Annotated in this window: 16 protein-coding genes; 1 reads left to right on the top strand and 15 read right to left on the bottom strand. The window is 30.4% G+C overall.

Features of this window, described 5'->3' with window-relative positions; genetic code table 11:
- Nucleotides 1–99 precede the first annotated feature (99 nt).
- Nucleotides 100–540: a helix-turn-helix domain-containing protein gene (locus tag HNR33_RS06990; RefSeq protein WP_429081633.1), complete on the top strand. Its 441-nt coding sequence runs from the start codon at nucleotides 100–102 to the stop codon at nucleotides 538–540.
- Nucleotides 541–756: 216 nt separating this feature from the next.
- Here the strand turns inward: HNR33_RS06990 and HNR33_RS06985 are convergent, their stop codons facing one another.
- The 15 genes from HNR33_RS06985 to HNR33_RS06915 form a co-directional block, all read right to left on the bottom strand.
- Nucleotides 757–2,202, bottom strand: a complete 1,446-nt coding sequence (locus HNR33_RS06985) for an RNA/DNA-binding domain-containing protein (RefSeq protein WP_429081630.1) — start codon at nucleotides 2,200–2,202, stop codon at nucleotides 757–759.
- A gap of 770 nt (nucleotides 2,203–2,972) precedes the next feature.
- Nucleotides 2,973–3,428: a GNAT family N-acetyltransferase gene (locus HNR33_RS06980; RefSeq protein ID WP_429081628.1), complete on the bottom strand. Its 456-nt coding sequence runs from the start codon at nucleotides 3,426–3,428 to the stop codon at nucleotides 2,973–2,975.
- Nucleotides 3,429–3,662: 234 nt separating this feature from the next.
- Nucleotides 3,663–4,058, bottom strand: a complete 396-nt coding sequence (locus HNR33_RS06975; RefSeq protein WP_429081626.1) for a nucleotidyltransferase substrate binding protein — start codon at nucleotides 4,056–4,058, stop codon at nucleotides 3,663–3,665.
- A complete protein-coding gene (locus HNR33_RS06970; RefSeq protein ID WP_429081624.1) occupies nucleotides 4,030–4,332 on the bottom strand; it encodes a nucleotidyltransferase domain-containing protein in 303 nt (100 codons plus the stop codon). The genes HNR33_RS06975 and HNR33_RS06970 overlap by 29 nt, the downstream gene beginning before the upstream one ends.
- Before the next feature lie 120 nt (nucleotides 4,333–4,452).
- Entirely contained in the window at nucleotides 4,453–4,935 is a 483-nt protein-coding gene (locus tag HNR33_RS06965; RefSeq protein WP_429081622.1) for a COG2426 family protein, read from the bottom strand.
- Nucleotides 4,936–4,969: 34 nt separating this feature from the next.
- Entirely contained in the window at nucleotides 4,970–6,877 is a 1,908-nt protein-coding gene (locus HNR33_RS06960) for a polysaccharide biosynthesis protein (protein ID WP_429081620.1), read from the bottom strand.
- 170 nt (nucleotides 6,878–7,047) lie between these two features.
- The gene (locus tag HNR33_RS06955) at nucleotides 7,048–8,214 is read right to left on the bottom strand and encodes a nucleotide sugar dehydrogenase (RefSeq protein ID WP_429081619.1); all 1,167 of its coding nucleotides are present in this window, start codon (nucleotides 8,212–8,214) and stop codon (nucleotides 7,048–7,050) included.
- 71 nt (nucleotides 8,215–8,285) lie between these two features.
- Nucleotides 8,286–9,305, bottom strand: coding sequence for an NAD-dependent epimerase (locus tag HNR33_RS06950; protein ID WP_429081616.1), 1,020 nt, complete (start codon nucleotides 9,303–9,305; stop codon nucleotides 8,286–8,288).
- Between the two features lie 170 nt (nucleotides 9,306–9,475).
- Nucleotides 9,476–10,354 (bottom strand): SDR family oxidoreductase, encoded by an 879-nt coding sequence (locus HNR33_RS06945; RefSeq protein ID WP_429081613.1) that lies wholly within the window; start codon nucleotides 10,352–10,354, stop codon nucleotides 9,476–9,478.
- Complete coding sequence (locus HNR33_RS06940) at nucleotides 10,354–11,376, bottom strand: polysaccharide biosynthesis protein (RefSeq protein ID WP_429081610.1); 1,023 nt, start codon at nucleotides 11,374–11,376, stop codon at nucleotides 10,354–10,356. The genes HNR33_RS06945 and HNR33_RS06940 overlap by 1 nt, the downstream gene beginning before the upstream one ends.
- 15 nt (nucleotides 11,377–11,391) lie before the next feature.
- The gene (locus tag HNR33_RS06935; protein WP_429081609.1) at nucleotides 11,392–12,669 is read right to left on the bottom strand and encodes a glycosyltransferase family protein; all 1,278 of its coding nucleotides are present in this window, start codon (nucleotides 12,667–12,669) and stop codon (nucleotides 11,392–11,394) included.
- A gap of 10 nt (nucleotides 12,670–12,679) precedes the next feature.
- Nucleotides 12,680–14,080 (bottom strand): lipopolysaccharide biosynthesis protein, encoded by a 1,401-nt coding sequence (locus tag HNR33_RS06930; RefSeq protein ID WP_429081606.1) that lies wholly within the window; start codon nucleotides 14,078–14,080, stop codon nucleotides 12,680–12,682.
- Between the two features lie 14 nt (nucleotides 14,081–14,094).
- Nucleotides 14,095–15,279 carry a Coenzyme F420 hydrogenase/dehydrogenase, beta subunit C-terminal domain gene (locus HNR33_RS06925; RefSeq protein WP_429081604.1) on the bottom strand — a complete coding sequence of 395 codons (1,185 nt, stop codon included), beginning with the start codon at nucleotides 15,277–15,279 and terminating at the stop codon, nucleotides 14,095–14,097.
- Nucleotides 15,280–15,340: 61 nt separating this feature from the next.
- Nucleotides 15,341–16,540 carry an O-antigen ligase family protein gene (locus HNR33_RS06920; RefSeq protein ID WP_429081601.1) on the bottom strand — a complete coding sequence of 400 codons (1,200 nt, stop codon included), beginning with the start codon at nucleotides 16,538–16,540 and terminating at the stop codon, nucleotides 15,341–15,343.
- A gap of 28 nt (nucleotides 16,541–16,568) precedes the next feature.
- A complete protein-coding gene (locus tag HNR33_RS06915; protein WP_429081600.1) occupies nucleotides 16,569–17,657 on the bottom strand; it encodes a polysaccharide pyruvyl transferase family protein in 1,089 nt (362 codons plus the stop codon).

Below are 17,657 nucleotides of genomic sequence, written 5' to 3'. Positions count from 1 at the left end.
ATATGTCAAGTTATTGTTTGTATTATTGGTAATAATTATATTTCCAAAATTCATTTGAATTATAATAATGGTAAGATATTATTTAGGAGGAATACATAAGTGGTAAGTATTGGCGATAGAATATCAAGTTTAAGAAAAGAACTTAATTTAAATCAAAAAGAATTAGCTGATAAGGTTGGCCTAACTGAGGCTAGTTTGTCACGATATGAAAATAATCTAAGAGAGCCAAAAGCAGAAATTATAGCAAGAATAGCTAAGGTTCTTGGGTGTTCCACTGACTACCTTTTAGGGCAAACTGACATAAAAGAACAAATCGTATCTTCAAAAAGTGATATATATGATTATACTAAATTATACGAATATGGCATTGATTACAAAACCTATAAAGGATTTGAGGATAAAATTTTAAATAAGCTGATAAAGGAAAATATTATACAAGAAAAAGAACCTATTTCTGAAGAAGCTCTAGATAAGATAATCAAATATGGTATTGATGCAGCAGTTGAGATATTAAAGTTAAAGAAAGAACGTAAAAAATAGATAAAGTTATAATTGAATTGCAGATAAAACAAGTGTTGAAGTAAGTAATATTGATATAACTTTCCTCGTGTTATAACCTCCATTTCTTTTTTTAAAATATACAATAAAAGTAATATTATTACTAATATTACTTTTTATTATCGTAACATAAAAAATGGAAATCATTAATACCATATTAGTGAGCAAAAAAGTTAAGTTCCTGACACCTATTTTTTATTATCTCTTTTCAGAATAATACTTTTGCTTTGAACTTCTAGGTTTGTCAGGTATAGTTAATTTTAATAGCCTACCTTTAATTAAAGGATTTAATACCTTTCGGCTAAAATAGCTCCTACTTTTAATTCCTACAAACTGTTGTATTTCTCCTCTGCTTCTAGGAGTCTTACAAAACTCTAATATTTCTTTAGTATTATTTTCCTGTCTCTTAACATGTTCACTAACATGTTCACTAACATGTTCACTAACATGTTCACTAACATGTTCACTGGTTTGAGGAAATAAAGGAATAATTGTTTTAAACACATCGCCTTCCACAAAAGTAGGATCCACACCAGAATAAATCTTATTATATTTATAAATATTTCTAACTCCTGATCCTAATTCATCTACCCATCCGATTTCTTTAAAGAACTTTGCTATAGTAGGATTCTTTGGAAACGGTGAAAAGTTCTCTGGATCAATGACTCCATTACCATGAGGTTTGTTACTATTTTCTGTAAAAACCTTATCTTTCTCAATGACTAGTTTTGCAGGGAATGGATTAGCGAATTCTCTATGAATCAGTATGTTTGATATAACTTCTCTAAAAATTTTATCTCTTACATTTATTCGCTGCTCCTTTTCTAAATAGAATTTATCATTAAGATGTTTTGCAACAAATTGCATTAGTCGTTCATAGCTATCTACTAGATTAGTTCGAATGTCATCTCGGTCATCATAACGATCTATATCTTCTCTACGAAGTATTGCATCCGTTCTATAGTGAGGCAATGCTGCATGAATTAATTGGTCATTACCAAAAATAAGAATTCCTGCTAACGTAATACCTTTTTCTCCGCTTTGTAGATCCTTAAGATATAGTCCTGCACTTTTAAGAAGCTCAAAATCATCCATTAATTCCCAAGGATGATTTGCTTTTTGGTTACTCGCTAGTTTCCTTATTTTTGTAAAAAGGCCGCTTTTCAACTCTGAGAGCTCTGCAAAAGGAAAGATTCTATTCTCAGTGTACGTTCCTTGCTTCCTCATGTATAATCCAGAAACTAGGTTTGTATTATCGGTAATATCGATATCTCCATCTTCATTTCTATCATAGATTTTCCCATTACACCTATGAACTTGAGAACTCTCTGGAACAAAAATATAAAGTATAGTTTTTCCATCAATATTCACTTCTTCAATAGATAAATAAAATGTTGGACTGATTTTCTGAGGATTGTTCATAGAAGTCACAAAATCCTTCCTAACCTTTTCAACTGATTCTAAATCAATACCTACAATATCACCACTATTCTCAACACCAAGAAATAGATGTCCTCCATTACGATTTAGAAAAGCACATACTGATTCAAAAACATCTTTATTTAATTTAGTTTTGCTTTGCTTAAATTCAACAGTTATACTTTCGCCACCAGCAAGAATTTTCTTTAATCTTTCTATCTTCATAACATTAACACCCTGTCTTTTTTAGTTCTAATAAATATATGTACAGTTTTACAAATTCTGTTTTAAATTATTTTAATTATACCATCAATCTTAACTTACAGACAACAATATTTTTCCAAAAATTACTTATTTTAAAGCTTTCTCAATTCGTTCTAAAGATTTTTAATAAAGTAGAATTTTTATTTTGTTAATTCATTTCAGTGTGAATGAAAAAAAAGACCCCACTACTTAGGATTAAATCCTTGTAGCTAGTGACTTTCTAATTGAAAATCATTATCTGAATATGTTAATAAGTTAAGTGCCTAACACCTAAGTTACAGTGATATTTTTCAAAACCTCATTACAATTTCTCAAGTCAGAGACAGGTTTAATATTTGACATGATATCAACTCCTTTTCTTGATATCATTATATCTTAAAAACAACGTAATTTTTTACGATAAAAAAAGTGCAGTGATATGGTTGCTCTATCATTGCACTTTTTTACTTCAATAAGTTTTTTAATTATTTCTGTCTTACCCGCTGCAATAGAAAACACCTTCCGGCTTCATTTTTACAAAAATTTGCATTTTCTTCAATCTCAAAATCTGTATGTTTCTCTATAATTGTGATATATTGATAAAAAAGGTAATCAGATTCGTAAAATGCGATTGTCACTTAAGCGCTTAAATTATTTAATCACTCTGAGTCAACAGGGTGGTTATTTCTTTTGGTTCTTATTCCTATCTAAATAGGATATAAGTGATTAGATCAGCATGTAAGAAGGCTATACTACTTTAAACTTAAGCTATATAATAATTCGCCATCAATAGTCTTGCCTGTATCTTTAAAATTAAAGCTTTCATAGAGTCTTTTACCAATCTGATTTTCTGATTCAAAGGATAAAAAAATCTCATTGCATTCTTTAAAGTTTTTCATTTCTTCAATCACTTTTCCCAGTGCTGCTTTACCATATCCTTTTCCTTGAAATTTATGGTCTATCATAATTCTACATATCTCATAAAAGTTATTTTCATGACAAAACCCATACATTGTAAATCCAACCATAGTATCTTCATCATATATTGCTTTAGTAATCCAACCTTTTTGGATTTTGGATTGAGCAATAGATAAAGCATTTGAAGCAACAAATTCTTCACAAATAAAATGTTTACCATCTTTATCAGTAGTTAATAAAATACATTCTTCCCAATTTTCATTATCAATATCTTTTAAATATATACTCATTTCGCCCCCCGCATTTATAGCACAATACTAATGTTTTTTACATTGTAGGAATGTGCTAAATTATAGATTATTAACATGATAATTATAGCATTAATTTCTATATAATGTAAACTTTTGAACAAACAGTGTATCTTTTTAAAAAGCCCTTCTAAGAACTTAATCTTCAAAGGGCTTTTTCGTACTTATTAGAATATGAGTTAAGTGCCTAGCATCAATTATTTCATTCTCCACTTTTCACTCGCCATTTATTTTTCTATATAAATCCTCTAGTTCTTTAACATAGAATTTCTTTATTCTATCTGCAATTTCTTGTGCCATTTCTTCTTTATAAACATGTGAAGTCATATTTCTGTCTTTTATCATAAGTAACCAAATCTCTTCATTTAAAATAAGTTTTTGAACAAATGCCTCTTTAATAACTACTTTAGGAGAGTTTCTATCTGTAATACCTAAGTCTTCCAAATACTCTTTTGTTGTTTTCCATGCTAGCTCATAAGTGAATTCAAACCGTTGAATTACTCCATCGCGTACAACATCACTAACATTATTTTTTTCTAATTCTGATACACCTTCTTTGAGCCTCTGCAATGCATTATAGAAATTACTTACTTTTGCTTCCAGTTTGCTCATAAATTGTTACACCGTCCCTCATAATATTTTTTACTAAAGTATCTGTTACATTTTTATTTACATATACAATATCGATTTTTTTTAATGTTTCTATTTCATCAACATCATAACTAAATCTTGCTTTATCTAATTCAGATAGCTCATGCCCAAAAACTGCAATATCATAGTCACTAGTAGAACTATTATCTCCTCTTGCGCGAGAACCAAATAATAAAACTTTATTAATTTTGTATTTACTTGCAATTTCTTTTATTTGCTCTATAACATTATCCACAGATTTATACCTCATTTAATTAGTTATTTTTGATACAAAAATTTATCAACTTTTAATCTATTATACCATATACATTAAAAGTTAATAAAAATATGTTAAGCGCCTGGCATCAATCATTCTCTATCCGAAGATATCTATTGCTCTTAAGGCTCCATTACTTAAAAGCATCATTATGATTCCTGCTATTAAGTTACCTATGAAAATAGCTGGGAAAACTAGTTTAAATCTCATATCTAGTAGTGAAGCTGCTAATACTCCAGACCATACCCCTGTTCCTGGAAGCGGTATACCAACAAATAATATGAGTCCCCAGAAACCATACTTCTGTATTCTTCCACTTCTGTTTAATGTTTTATTTGTCAATCTATTTATCATTTTCTTAAAGGTCTTAGTTTTTTTCAAGTAATTAAATATAGGTCTTACAGTAAATAGCAATATTGGCACTGGTATCATGCTCCCTAAAAAGCTGATAAGAAATGCATGCCATGGAGATAATCCTAATGATACTCCAAAGGGTATTGCACCTCTCAGCTCTATAATAGGCAAGGCTGCTGTTAATAGTACCATTATTTCCTTACTTAGTATATCAAATATATTTTGCATTGCCTGTCCCCTTTTAAATGAAATATATAGCTGCCTAGTTAGGCTGCTTGCTGGCTGATATTTCAGTATATGCCATCTCTTTTGCTTTCATTTTATTATTTTGCTTATGTGAGTTATTGTCTGTTATATAAGTTGGTACCATTTGCTTTATGTAATCTTTTACATCATTATCTTTACATGTTAGAATCATATCACTAAGTGTCTGAATCGATTTTAACAACAGTTTATAATCAGTAAAGGTTGGTTTGCCAATGAATATTTTCTTATGTCCAGTGGACTCTATTCCTTCTTCATCAAGGAGTAGTTCTTCATATAGCTTTTCTCCTGGTCTAAGTCCAACAACTTTAATCGGTATATCTGTGTCTGGCTCAAAGCCTGAAAGTCTAATCAAATCTCTGGCTAAATCTATTATCTTAACAGGTTCGCCCATGTCTAATACAAATATCTCTCCACCCTTTGCCATAGCACCTGCTTGGATAACAAGCTGTGCTGCTTCAGGTATAGTCATAAAGTATCTGATAATATCAGGATGAGTAAGTGTAACAGGCCCACCTTCTATTATTTGCTTCTTAAATAGTGGTATAACACTACCATTACTGCCTAGTACATTTCCAAACCTAACAGCTACGAATTCAGTCTTACTCTGTCTGTCGATGGATTGTATTATCATCTCACATATTCTTTTTGATGCACCCATAATATTAGTAGGATTAACAGCTTTATCAGTAGATATCATGACAAATCTTTTTACACCGTATTTATCCGCCGCCTGTGCTGTGTTTAAGGTTCCAAATACATTGTTTTTAATTGCTTCTTTAGGGTTATCCTCCATCAGTGGAACATGCTTATGTGCAGCTGCATGGAATACCACATCTGGTCTGATATCTTTCATTACTTCGTGTATTCTATCCTTGTCTCTCACAGAAGCAATAATAACCTTTAGATTTAAGTCTTTATACTTTCTTCTTAGCTCGTTTTGTAAGTCATATACATTGTTTTCATATATGTCTAATATACATAGCTCTGATGGGTTAAACTTCGCAATCTGTCTACATAGCTCTGAGCCTATAGAGCCGCCTCCACCTGTAACTAAAATTCTTTTGTTTCTTATGTACTCACTAATTTCTTCAGTATTTAGATTGACTTCATCTCTGCCTAACAAGTCTTCTATCTGAACATCTCTTATTTCTTTTATACTAACCTTACCATCTATAAGCTCAAACATACCTGGTAAAATCTTTAGCTTACACTTAGTCCTTTTACATTCCTCTACTATTTTTCTTATATCACTTTTACTTGCTGATGGAATAGCTATGATTATCTCATCTATTTTCATCTTATGGGCAACACTTGCTATGTCAAGCCTTTGTCCTAATACTGGTACACCATTTATTCTTTGTCCTTCTTTTTTATAATCATCATCAATAATAGCGACTGGTCTACTGTTTAGCTGAGTATGATTTTTAAGCTCTTTTATAACCATAGCTCCTGCATCACCAGCTCCAATTATCATTACTCTCTTTTCATCAGTAGTTCTTTTTATCTCGTTACTTTTCATTCTTGTAAGAGCTCTATAACTAAATCGTACTCCACCTATTAATATAACATCTAACATACCAACTATTATGTAAATACTTCTAGGCAAGTGAGTCTGCTTTATAAACAGAAAGCTTAAAACACCAGCATTAGCAACAAATGATGCAACAACAATTTGAATAAGCTCTTCTACACTTGCATATTTCCATAAGCTTTTGTAAAGTTTGAAGTATGCAAATATGGCAATTTTTATAACCGTCAATATTAAGATGTTGTCCAAGTACTTCTGGAAATGCTCAATTGGAATATTTCCTTCAAACCTTAAGTAAAATGCTAGATAAAAGGCTAGATTGATTAAAATGACATCTAAAATAACTAGATATATACTTCTTATTTTTTTTTGCATGCTGTAGCTCCCCTCTTTTAAAAATAGAGCGTTTTTATAACTACAAAACTACTTATATTATATCACTTATATGCCTATACAGCAAAAGATACCTTTTGGTTTATTCTAAGAAAGGTATCTTTGCTATCAATTGATTAATACTTATATCTTCATGATAATTTCTCTCAAAACTAATCTCTACTGAACAAATCTCTTGTATAGACCTTGTCTGCTACATCCTTAATTTCATCAGATAATCTGTTTGCAACGATAACATCTGATATTTTTTTAAATTCATCAAAATCTTTAATTACTCTTGAATTATAAAAATCATCTGCTTCAAGGGCAGGTTCATATACAACTACTTCAATACCTTTTGCTTTGATACGCTTCATGACTCCTTGAATAGCAGACTGTCTAAAGTTATCAGAATCCATCTTCATTGTTAATCTGTAGATACCAACAATTTTAGGTTGTCTTTTAATGATCATGTCAGCAATATGGTCTTTTCTTGTTCTATTTGCATCAACGATAGCTGACATAATATTTTGCGGCACATCTGAGTAGTTTGCTAAGAGCTGCTTTGTATCCTTCGGCAAGCAATATCCACCATAACCAAAGGAAGGGTTATTATAGTAATTACCGATTCTTGGGTCTAGTCCAACACCTTTAATAATTTGTTTTGTATTAAGTCCCCTGACCTCAGCATAAGAATCTAATTCGTTAAAATATGCCACTCTCATTGCAAGATAAGTATTTGCAAAAAGCTTGATGGCCTCAGCTTCCGTAGAACCAGTAAACAGCATTGGAATATCTTCTTTAATAGCGCCTTCAGCTAAAAGATTAGCAAACACTCTAGCTCTTTCAGACTCTTCTCCTACTACAATTCTTGAAGGGTAAAGATTATCATATAGTGCTTTACCTTCTCTTAAAAATTCCGGAGAAAAAATGATATTCTCTGTATCGAACATTTCTTTTACTTTTTCAGTATAGCCAACAGGAACCGTAGATTTTATAATCATAACAGCATTTGGATTAATGGCTAGTACATTTGCAATGACTGCTTCAACCGTTCTTGTATTAAAGTAATTCTTCTCCGGATCATAGTTAGTAGGTGTTGAGATGATAACATATTCCGCATTTTTGTATGCTTTGAAATTATCTGTTGTTGCCGTAAGATTCAGGTCCTTTGTTGCAAGAAAATCTTCAATCTCTGGATCGATGATTGGAGATTTCTTGTTATTGATCATATCAACTTTGTCATGAATAATATCTAATGCTATAACTTCATTGTGTTGTGCTAAAAGTATGGCATTGGAAAGGCCTACATAGCCTGTTCCAGCAATAGTTATTTTCATGGTTTGATTACCCCCTTGTAATTGAGTGATATATTAAGAATCATATAGATTCTATTTTTCCATGTTTATGTTTAAAATCTACTCTCCACCTTGTAATATTCTTTATACCAATCCACAAACTTCTGAAGACCATCTTCAATACTTGTACTTGGTTTGAAGTTTATATCTTTTTCTAAATCACTTACATCGGCATATGTTCTTAATACATCACCGAGCTGCATATCCATGTAAATTTTCTCTGTTTCTTTTCCAAGAGCAGATTCCAAAACATTAATGAACCTCATGAGCTGAACTGGATTATTATTTCCGATATTGTAGATCTTATAAGGTGCAAAGCTTGTGCTTAAATCATCCTTTCTTTCATCCCACTCTTTATTGGCTACTGGTGCTTTATCAATAAGCTTAACAATTCCCTCAACAATATCATCGATGTAAGTGAAGTCTCTTTCCATTTTGCCGTGATTGAATACTTTAATAGGTTTTCCTGATAGGATGTCTTTCGTAAAAGAAAAGTACGCCATGTCAGGTCTTCCCCATGGACCATAAACAGTAAAGAACCTTAACCCAGTTGTTGGAATCCCATAAAGATGGCTATATGTATGAGCCATCAACTCGTTAGATTTTTTTGTTGTTGCATAAAGTGAAACAGGATGATCTACATTATGATTTGTTGAAAATGGTACTACTTTATTTCCGCCATAAACAGAACTCGATGAAGCATACAAAAGATGCTCAACTGGATAGTTTCTGCAAGCTTCAAGAATATTCATAAACCCAATTAGATTTGAATCCACATAAACATAAGGGTTCTCTATGGAATAGCGAACTCCTGCTTGAGCAGCAAGGTTTATAACATGTATCGGCTTATATGTTTCAAAGATATTATCTACTGCTTGCTTATCCTTAATATCCATTTTCTGGAATGTAAAGTTGCTATATTGGCCCAAGACTTCAAGTCTAGAATTTTTTAATTTTGAATCGTAGTAATCATTCATGTTGTCGATACCTATGATGTTATATTCATTTTTGAGTAAATTTTGTGCAAGGTGAAAGCCGATGAAACCGGCTACACCTGTTATTAGTATTTTCATTCCTTTTACCTCTTTTCTATATAAACCGTATAGACCGTCTTAACTTTCCATCTATAACACTAAATTAAATAACTTCATTACCACAATATTTCCATCAGTATATTTTATAAATCCTTTGTAAATCCTAAAAGATTTTTATTTTTTAAAGATTATCCTACTTTCTGATTAATTTAGTTTTTACCTTGTTTTTTCACTTGGTCGAAATAATGAGGATATAGTTCCTTATGATTATCAATCCACTCTTTCATGTCAATAATCATTTCTTCATAACTTGGTACCTTAAAAGAAAAATCTGTTCTGTTATTTATTAATGATTTATCTAAAGAAACCTTATTACTTTGTAGAATTTCTAATTGATTATTTTTCAAGTATTTATTGAATAACTCTAAAAGCTCATATTTACTTATAGTCTTATTATTTACAAGATTGTAAAGTCCTGTAATATCTTCTTTCAATGCTTGCTCCATAGCTTTTGCAAGTGTCAGTGTTGTCACACCTGTCCAGATTGTTTTTGTAAAACCATTAATCTGACCATCTTGCTTCATAAACCAATTAAACAGGCCAATCCCTCTTTCGTTCATGTCAGGGCCAATAATGGAATTTCTAAAAGTAAGGTCTTTGGAATTTTCTATTTCACCCAAAGCCTTTGATCTATCATAAAAGGTTTCGCCATCTCTAAATGAAGTTTCAGTATATCCACCTGTTTTCCCAGAAAATACACAATCTGTACTCATATGAATAATTCTAGTCTTCATATCTTTAGTTACATCACTTAAAAAGTGTGGTAAATAACTATTTAATAATACAGCCATTGACTTATTGTCTTCAGCATCCTGATTAAGAATGCCTATAGCATTTATGATAGCGTCGTAATTACCCTCTTTTATTATCTTTTTTAATTTTTCAAAATCAGCAATATCACCATTGATACTATTACAGTAATCTACTTTACTTCGGCTAAAGGCTGTTACATCATGGCCTGCTTCCTTAAAATATATTGAAATAGTATGGCCTGCCATTCCTGTACCCCCTAGGGATAAGACTTTCATTATCTAACCTCCCAGCTTTTTAGTTCTTCCTGAATATAATCAAGCTTTAGTAACTTTTCTTTGATCTGTTCAACACTGAATATCTCTGTATTATTTGAATTATACTCATCAGTTAAAGATATCTTTTTAGACCCCTGCTCAAGATATTTTTCATAATTTAAATCCCTATTATCTGCTGGTACTCTATAAAAATTACCTTTGTCAATCGATTTAGCAGCTTCTTCCTTCGTCAATAAAACCTCATACATCTTTTCACCATGGCGTGTTCCAATTACTTGGATTTCATTATTAACCTTAAATAACTCTTTTAACGCTTGTGCTAAATCTCCAATATAACATGAAGGCGATTTTTGAACCATAATATCACCAGTTTCTGCATTTCCAAATGCATATAAAACAAGCTCAACCGCATCATCTAAACTCATAATAAATCTAGTCATATTGGGATCTGTAACTGTTATGGGTTCACCATTTTTTATCTGTTGAATAAATAACGGAATAACAGAACCTCTTGAAGCCATAACATTACCATACCTTGTTCCACATATTAATGTTCTATCAGCTCGAACCGTTCTTGATTTAGCAATAAATGTTTTTTCCATTAGAGCTTTGGATATACCCATTGCGTTTACTGGATAAGCGGCTTTGTCCGTAGAAAGACAAATAACTTTTTTTACACCTACCTCAATTGCTGCTGTTAAAACATTATCTGTACCCAACACATTAGTTTTTACAGCTTCGATTGGAAAGAACTCACATGAAGGAACTTGCTTTAATGCTGCTGCATGAAATATATAATCTACTCCATGTATTGCATTTCTAATACTTGCTATATCTCTAACATTACCTATATAATACTTTATTTTATCGTTTTGGTAATGTCTTCGCATATCATCTTGTTTTTTTTCATCTCTTGAAAAAATTCTAATCTCTTTGATATCGGTATCTAGAAATCGTTCTAAAACTACATTCCCAAATGAGCCCGTACCACCTGTTATCAGTAATGTCTTATCTTTAAACATAGTATAACCCTCCAATTATTTATTATCTACAATGCCATCAATAATCGATGTCGTATATTCCGGTGTATTCATTACAAAACGGTCTTTAATATCACTAAATTTTACTTTTCGACCTTTTATATCATCTATAAACGCAAAAATTTTTTCAGCATTATTTCTTAATAATTCATCATCCTCTTTTATACATATAGCTAATGGGTACATATTATAATATTGAAGACAAACGTCATTCTCTTGTTTGTAAAAATGAATTATCGGTTTTCCAGTTGACATGTATTCAAATATTTTTGAAGGAATCATGCTAGAATCAGAAGTACCTACACTTATTAAAATATCCGACTCCATAATAGCAGAAATAGATATTTCGCTTTCAACAAATCCATGTCTGACAATTGCACCTTCTGTAATCCTTTCGTATTCCATAAGCTTCTCTTCGCAATCTCCGCGACTAAAAAAATGAAATTTCATTTTTTTTCTTTTTTCTTGAATAATATTAAAAATTTTTATTGCATACCATGGGTTATAATTTCTCATTCGCAAAGTACCTGTATATATCCAATTAAAACTTCCATAATCAAGTATTTTAGTTTGTTTATGAAACCCTTGATTCAACGTTCTAAATAAAGGAATATCCACTATTTTCATTTCTTCTCTATACTTATCATACCTTGATTTTTTATGATGCTCTTCATGACATCTCATATTAAAAATCACATCACTCATACTATAGAATATTCGTTCCCATTGCCAACCTTTTTTTTCTGTCCATGACTTAGGCAAAAACTCTCTTTTCGAACCGTTAGTAAGTGAATCCAAAACATATAACCCTAGTTTTATATCTTTATACCTCTTTTTCATCATAGTCCCTGCAACGAGAGCTTCTAATGGATTATATACTGACAGAATCATATCGAAGTTTTGTTCTTTGTGTATTTCTTTTGACCTAATATAGTATCTATAAATAAATAATGGTGATGTCATAGGATATAAAGGTAAATATAATATTTTTTTAAATTTGTTTAATAGCATGGCCGTTCTATAAATTAATTTACCATGCCAAGTGTCGATTTGATCTTCAGCATAAAAGCGCATCTTAAAAAACAATCGCATTTTTACTCTGTGGATAAAAACACCTTCAAACTCTTCCTCTTTTTTATCACCTTTTTTATTGAAACATATTATGTGGACTTCATATCCTATTTTTTTTAACGCAAGAGCTATCTGATGCACACAAATACCATTTGCCATCGGTTTAGGATAGTACGAACCTGCCATTATCATGATTTTTTTCATACGCTCACCTTCATATACTTTTTCTAAACTCTTTAATAATCTCATCAGTTTCTTGAATCTTTGACGCAACAACTAGTATAACTGCTACTGATATAATTACAAACGAAGTAACTGTATAACCCCAAATTAAATTAGCTAGAATATATATAAATGAAAGGAATATATCTGGTGTTATCCATTTATTATTGATATTTTCTTTTTTCCTATAATAGTATCTTGCAATAGTGTTCCAAAATAAAAAACCTAAATATGTTGCAAAAGCAACTGATTCTTTGTCCTTATTTAGGTTAAAAAACACAATTGTTACTAATGTACTAAATGCTAAAGCAATGAGAACATTTTTGAGTAACTGTTTTTCGTATCTTAAGACTTTATAAAGCGTATTATATACCAATGTCATACGGCTCTGACATATAACTATAGGGAATAGGAAAACCATCGGATTCATTGCAGGATGATATTGCGGAAAAATAATCTCTAATAGATAGCGTGCAGGATAATATATAATTAATATAATTCCTGATAAATTAATTATTAGTTGGTCAAATCGACCTAATAAATATTTAGCCCTTATTTCTTTCACTCTACGAAAAACAGGAAAAAAAACAGTAGAAAAAGCATATATCAGTTGTGTAAATAGTGCTGATATTGAAAACATCAATGAATAATATCCTAATTCCACTATTCCCAACTGTTTCTCAACAACAAATCGTCCGAATCCAGTCATTAACATACCACCAACTCCTGAAAGAGTTAATGTAAATCCTACTTTAATATTATCAATAACTGAAAGCCCAATATTTTTGTCAATATGAGGCTTTGTAAGTACTATATCTTTTGAAAAAAATGTGAAATATATCAAAGTAATTAATTTGCCTACTACAGAAGCAATTATTATATAAAAAGCATTTACATTTCTAACAAAAATACATATTATAGCAATGATTAAAATAGAAATTTTTTCTATCACATGACCTTTTGCATATATAGAGAACCTTGCTGTAGCTTGATTCAGTAAAACAAAAAAGCTTCTTTGATTAGACAATACAACTCCAATACCAATAAATATGAAAACTAGATATCTTTTATCGTGCGGTAAAAATGCAGTTAGTAGTAAATACCAAATTGCAAATAAAGTTATAAGATAAGTTGCTAGAATCCAATGATAGCATGAAAATATACTTTTATCTAAATCTTCATATTTTTCTCCACCATATTTTAAATAAAATCCATCACAGAAACCCAATATCAAAAATCCAGCATATCCTGTGTACAATAAATATAGTGACCAATATCCATATTCTTCAGGCACAAGTATAGATGGTAGAATAAACGTCTGGACTATTCCTATTAATATAATAATTATATTTGCTGACAATACATTAATTATCGATTTTATTTCCGCCTTCAAGCAAACACCCCATACTAGTTTTGTTTAAATCTAATCTTTCGAAGTAGTCCTTTTACTAATAGCATATTATCCTCTCCAATAATATTTGCTATATGAACCCTCAATTTAAAATTACAATATTTATTCTTAACAGTAGTTACAGAGTCAAAACTATTAAAAATTTCTTCTCTATAACTCGGCATAACGCTGGATTTATATATATTAGAATTAGTAGATGTTGCTTCTTTTAACGGTCGTTCCATCCAATTCAAATATTGCTTGAAATCTTCAAATTTTTCTTCTGCTTTTTTGTTGTTTAATAAAATAACTGAAACGCCATTACGGTAATCTTTTTTAGATATCTCTTTTCGATTAATTCCGATAAAGTCTCCTACAGTAAAATCTGCAACTCTAGGTAAATCAGCGTATTTGCATTGGTAACAACTATCACGATAGATAGCTCTTTGTAGGTAGCAGCTCATATATGGATCTCTTAATGCAGAAACATATTTAGGTGAACTATTTGAAAATGATAACTTAGTTACATAATTTCTTCCGTTCTTTTCTTTACTTCTAAATGAAATCTCTTTTATACTGTCTCCAAATTTTTCATTCATTTCTTGAATATAATTATCAAATATTTTTTTTGACCCTACGCCATGACAAACCAAATCCACAGTAATTAGGTTTGTATACACATCATTCTTTAAATATGCATACAATCCTGCTATCTGACAAGGACAACCTGAAAATAGCACGTCAACACCCATATCCAATAATTTTTTTGTTTCTATATACATATCTTTGATCTCGCTTTGAAGATACTTTGATCCATGTATAGGTTTTAAATCTTCATAATCATAAGCAATAGTATGATAAGGTGTTAAATCTTCGCCCATTGAACAGCCTATAACAACTCCATTATTCTTAAAAGTATATTCAGCCATAGCAGAAAATGCACCGCCTGAACTACTCTTTTTTAAAGTTTCCTTATTCTTATGCCAGCAACCTATGGTAATAGGGGATTTATAGTTTTTATATGGTACCTTATTTAAAGAAGGACATATTTCTTTGCACTTATTGCATTTTATACAATTTTCATCATCAACAATAGGTACAAGAAAACCATCTTCATCATACTCCATTGAAATACAATTCACCGGACATATGCTGTAACAAGCAGCACATCCAGTACATATTTTTTTATCACAAATAATCATTCATAAATCACCCCTATCTATTAAAATATGCTCAATAGACTACTATTTCATTTTAATTCCTTTAAGTTCTATATTTTAATTCTTTAATATAATTAACATTAGCCATTCCTACGCCACAAAACAGCCAAAAGAAAAAGTCAAAATTAAGACCACCTAAGTTTTGTTCAAACATTCCATTTATCATTACTACAACAACCATTTTACTTAAAGTTTTAATTTCCTTGTTACTCTTACGGTATTTACTAAAGTTATAAAGGAGTGTAGAAATATAAGCTAAAAAAACTATAGCACTAAACAAACCAGCTTTTAATAACTGATCAAGAATTAGATTATGTGCTGACATATCTAAAATATAATTTCGATAATTAAGACCATGCCCAATAATTGGATTTTTAGCTATCTCTCTTAAAGATTTACTATATAAATCAACCCTATTGTTTGAACTAGCAACTATTCCTTCTGAACCGCCAAAAAAGAACCTTTGAAAACTAAGAGTAAAACGCTCAAAATAACCTGGAAACAATTCAAATGTTTTCCATAAAATAAATCCACTTAAAATAATTAATATGCCATATTTTATACTATCACGTAGGTTGCGACTTGATAGACATCTTCTACCATATTCAAAAATAAAAATCATAACTAATAACACCATAGCACCATTTGATCTCGTTAAAACAACACCCAAAATTCCTAATAATATAAAAATGAACTTCCTAATCTTTTTTTCTTCTAGATTTATTACTAATACTAAAAACATTAATAAAAAGCTACCTACATAATTAGAACCACCAGTAGGTGTCTGAATATAATTCTTCATCAAATAATATGGTATATTACTAGTTATTGCTCTAATTGTTAAAGATACCATCTGTAAACTGATAATTATTATTGCCATTTCTGATAGCAGCAGCATTTTTTTATTCATTATGTTTACAGACGAATTTAAAAAGAACATGTATGTTCCTAATGATATCAAAGCAGCAACATAATATTTCATACTATCTATACTGTCTGGAAATATTAGTAATGATAATGTATATAATAAAATTTGTATAGATAGTAAAATCGTAATTTTATCAATTCTAATTTTTCTATATGTCCATAGCATAAACAATGACACAATCTGTAGTATTAAAACTAGAACATACGCAAATCCAACATCCAGATTAAATACAAACACATTATTTGAACTTCCTCGACCATTGAATAATAATAATATAAAAATCAAAATGAAATTAGACTTAATTAATATCTTCATATTTCACCCAACTATCTATAATTTATAGTTATATATTTGAAAGAGAATCTTCAAGATACCTTAATGAATCTCGCCTCATCTTATTTAGCAATTTGTCAACTTCTTGAAAATTTATTTCTTTATTGAGTATTAATTGTAAACTATTATTATCAACCAATCTTTCTCTTATTTGCAACTCATCCAAAATGTTATATATTCTTGAATTTTGAGATTTTTTGTATGAATCTGGGAATCTTTTATAAGCTGCGAATCGCTTTTTAAAACTAATACTAAATGCAACTCCATGAAAAGAGTCGGTCACTACAAATTTAGCTCCTTTAATTAAGTTCAAAAAATCAAATGAATCAAGTGGTATTGAGTCGTTATAACAATTACTAAATATTGCTGGAGTTATGACCTCTAACTTCTCATTTTTTGCAACTTCAAGGACTTCTTGATAATATTGCTCATTTTTCGTTAATAAATAACAGAAAATATAATCTTTTTTGTAGCTTTCCTTGTTTTCTAACTGTTTTTCCCACTGATCTTTAGTTAATAATAGTGTGGGATCCAATACCACTTTGGCATCTCTTCCAGTAACTTTTTTCAAAAGCTCTGCGCCTTGTTTTTCGCGTATTGATAGATGCCTGATTTCTTTTACGTAAGCGGTAAACTCATCAACTATTCTTTCATCAATGTAATCTCTAGCTATGCTAGGAGCATATGCAATTCTTTTCTCTTCACTAATAAACTGTAAAAAATAAAATGGATCAATAATACCATCTTTGTGACTCCGCCAAATTTGATCACTCCCACAAATTGTAGCATCATATCTACCAGCATTTTTCTTTAATTTCTCCCACGAATCATAGTTCCCACTCACGTTCAAATTAGAATTTATCCACTTATCCATCTTTACCCAAGCTCGATGAACATTAGGTTTAGTTATTCTAAGATATATTTTTTTTCCAAAATCTTTAATATTTTTCTTAAGTTTTCTTTTGTCGGAAGAATAATTAATCAATTCTGCATCATATCCCATTTGTTCCAGCACCATCTGTGTTGAATATGCTTGTAAAGTACTCCCAAAATTATATCCTTTGTGATACCAAGTTACAATTCCAATTTTTTTTGCCAT

The organism is Brassicibacter mesophilus (assembly GCF_050433385.1).
In the GTDB taxonomy this organism is placed as follows: Bacteria; Bacillota; Clostridia; order Tissierellales; family Proteiniboraceae; genus Brassicibacter; species Brassicibacter mesophilus.
The sequence above is the reverse complement of the archived record's forward strand: the minus strand, read 5'-3'. Positions and strand labels throughout refer to the sequence as shown.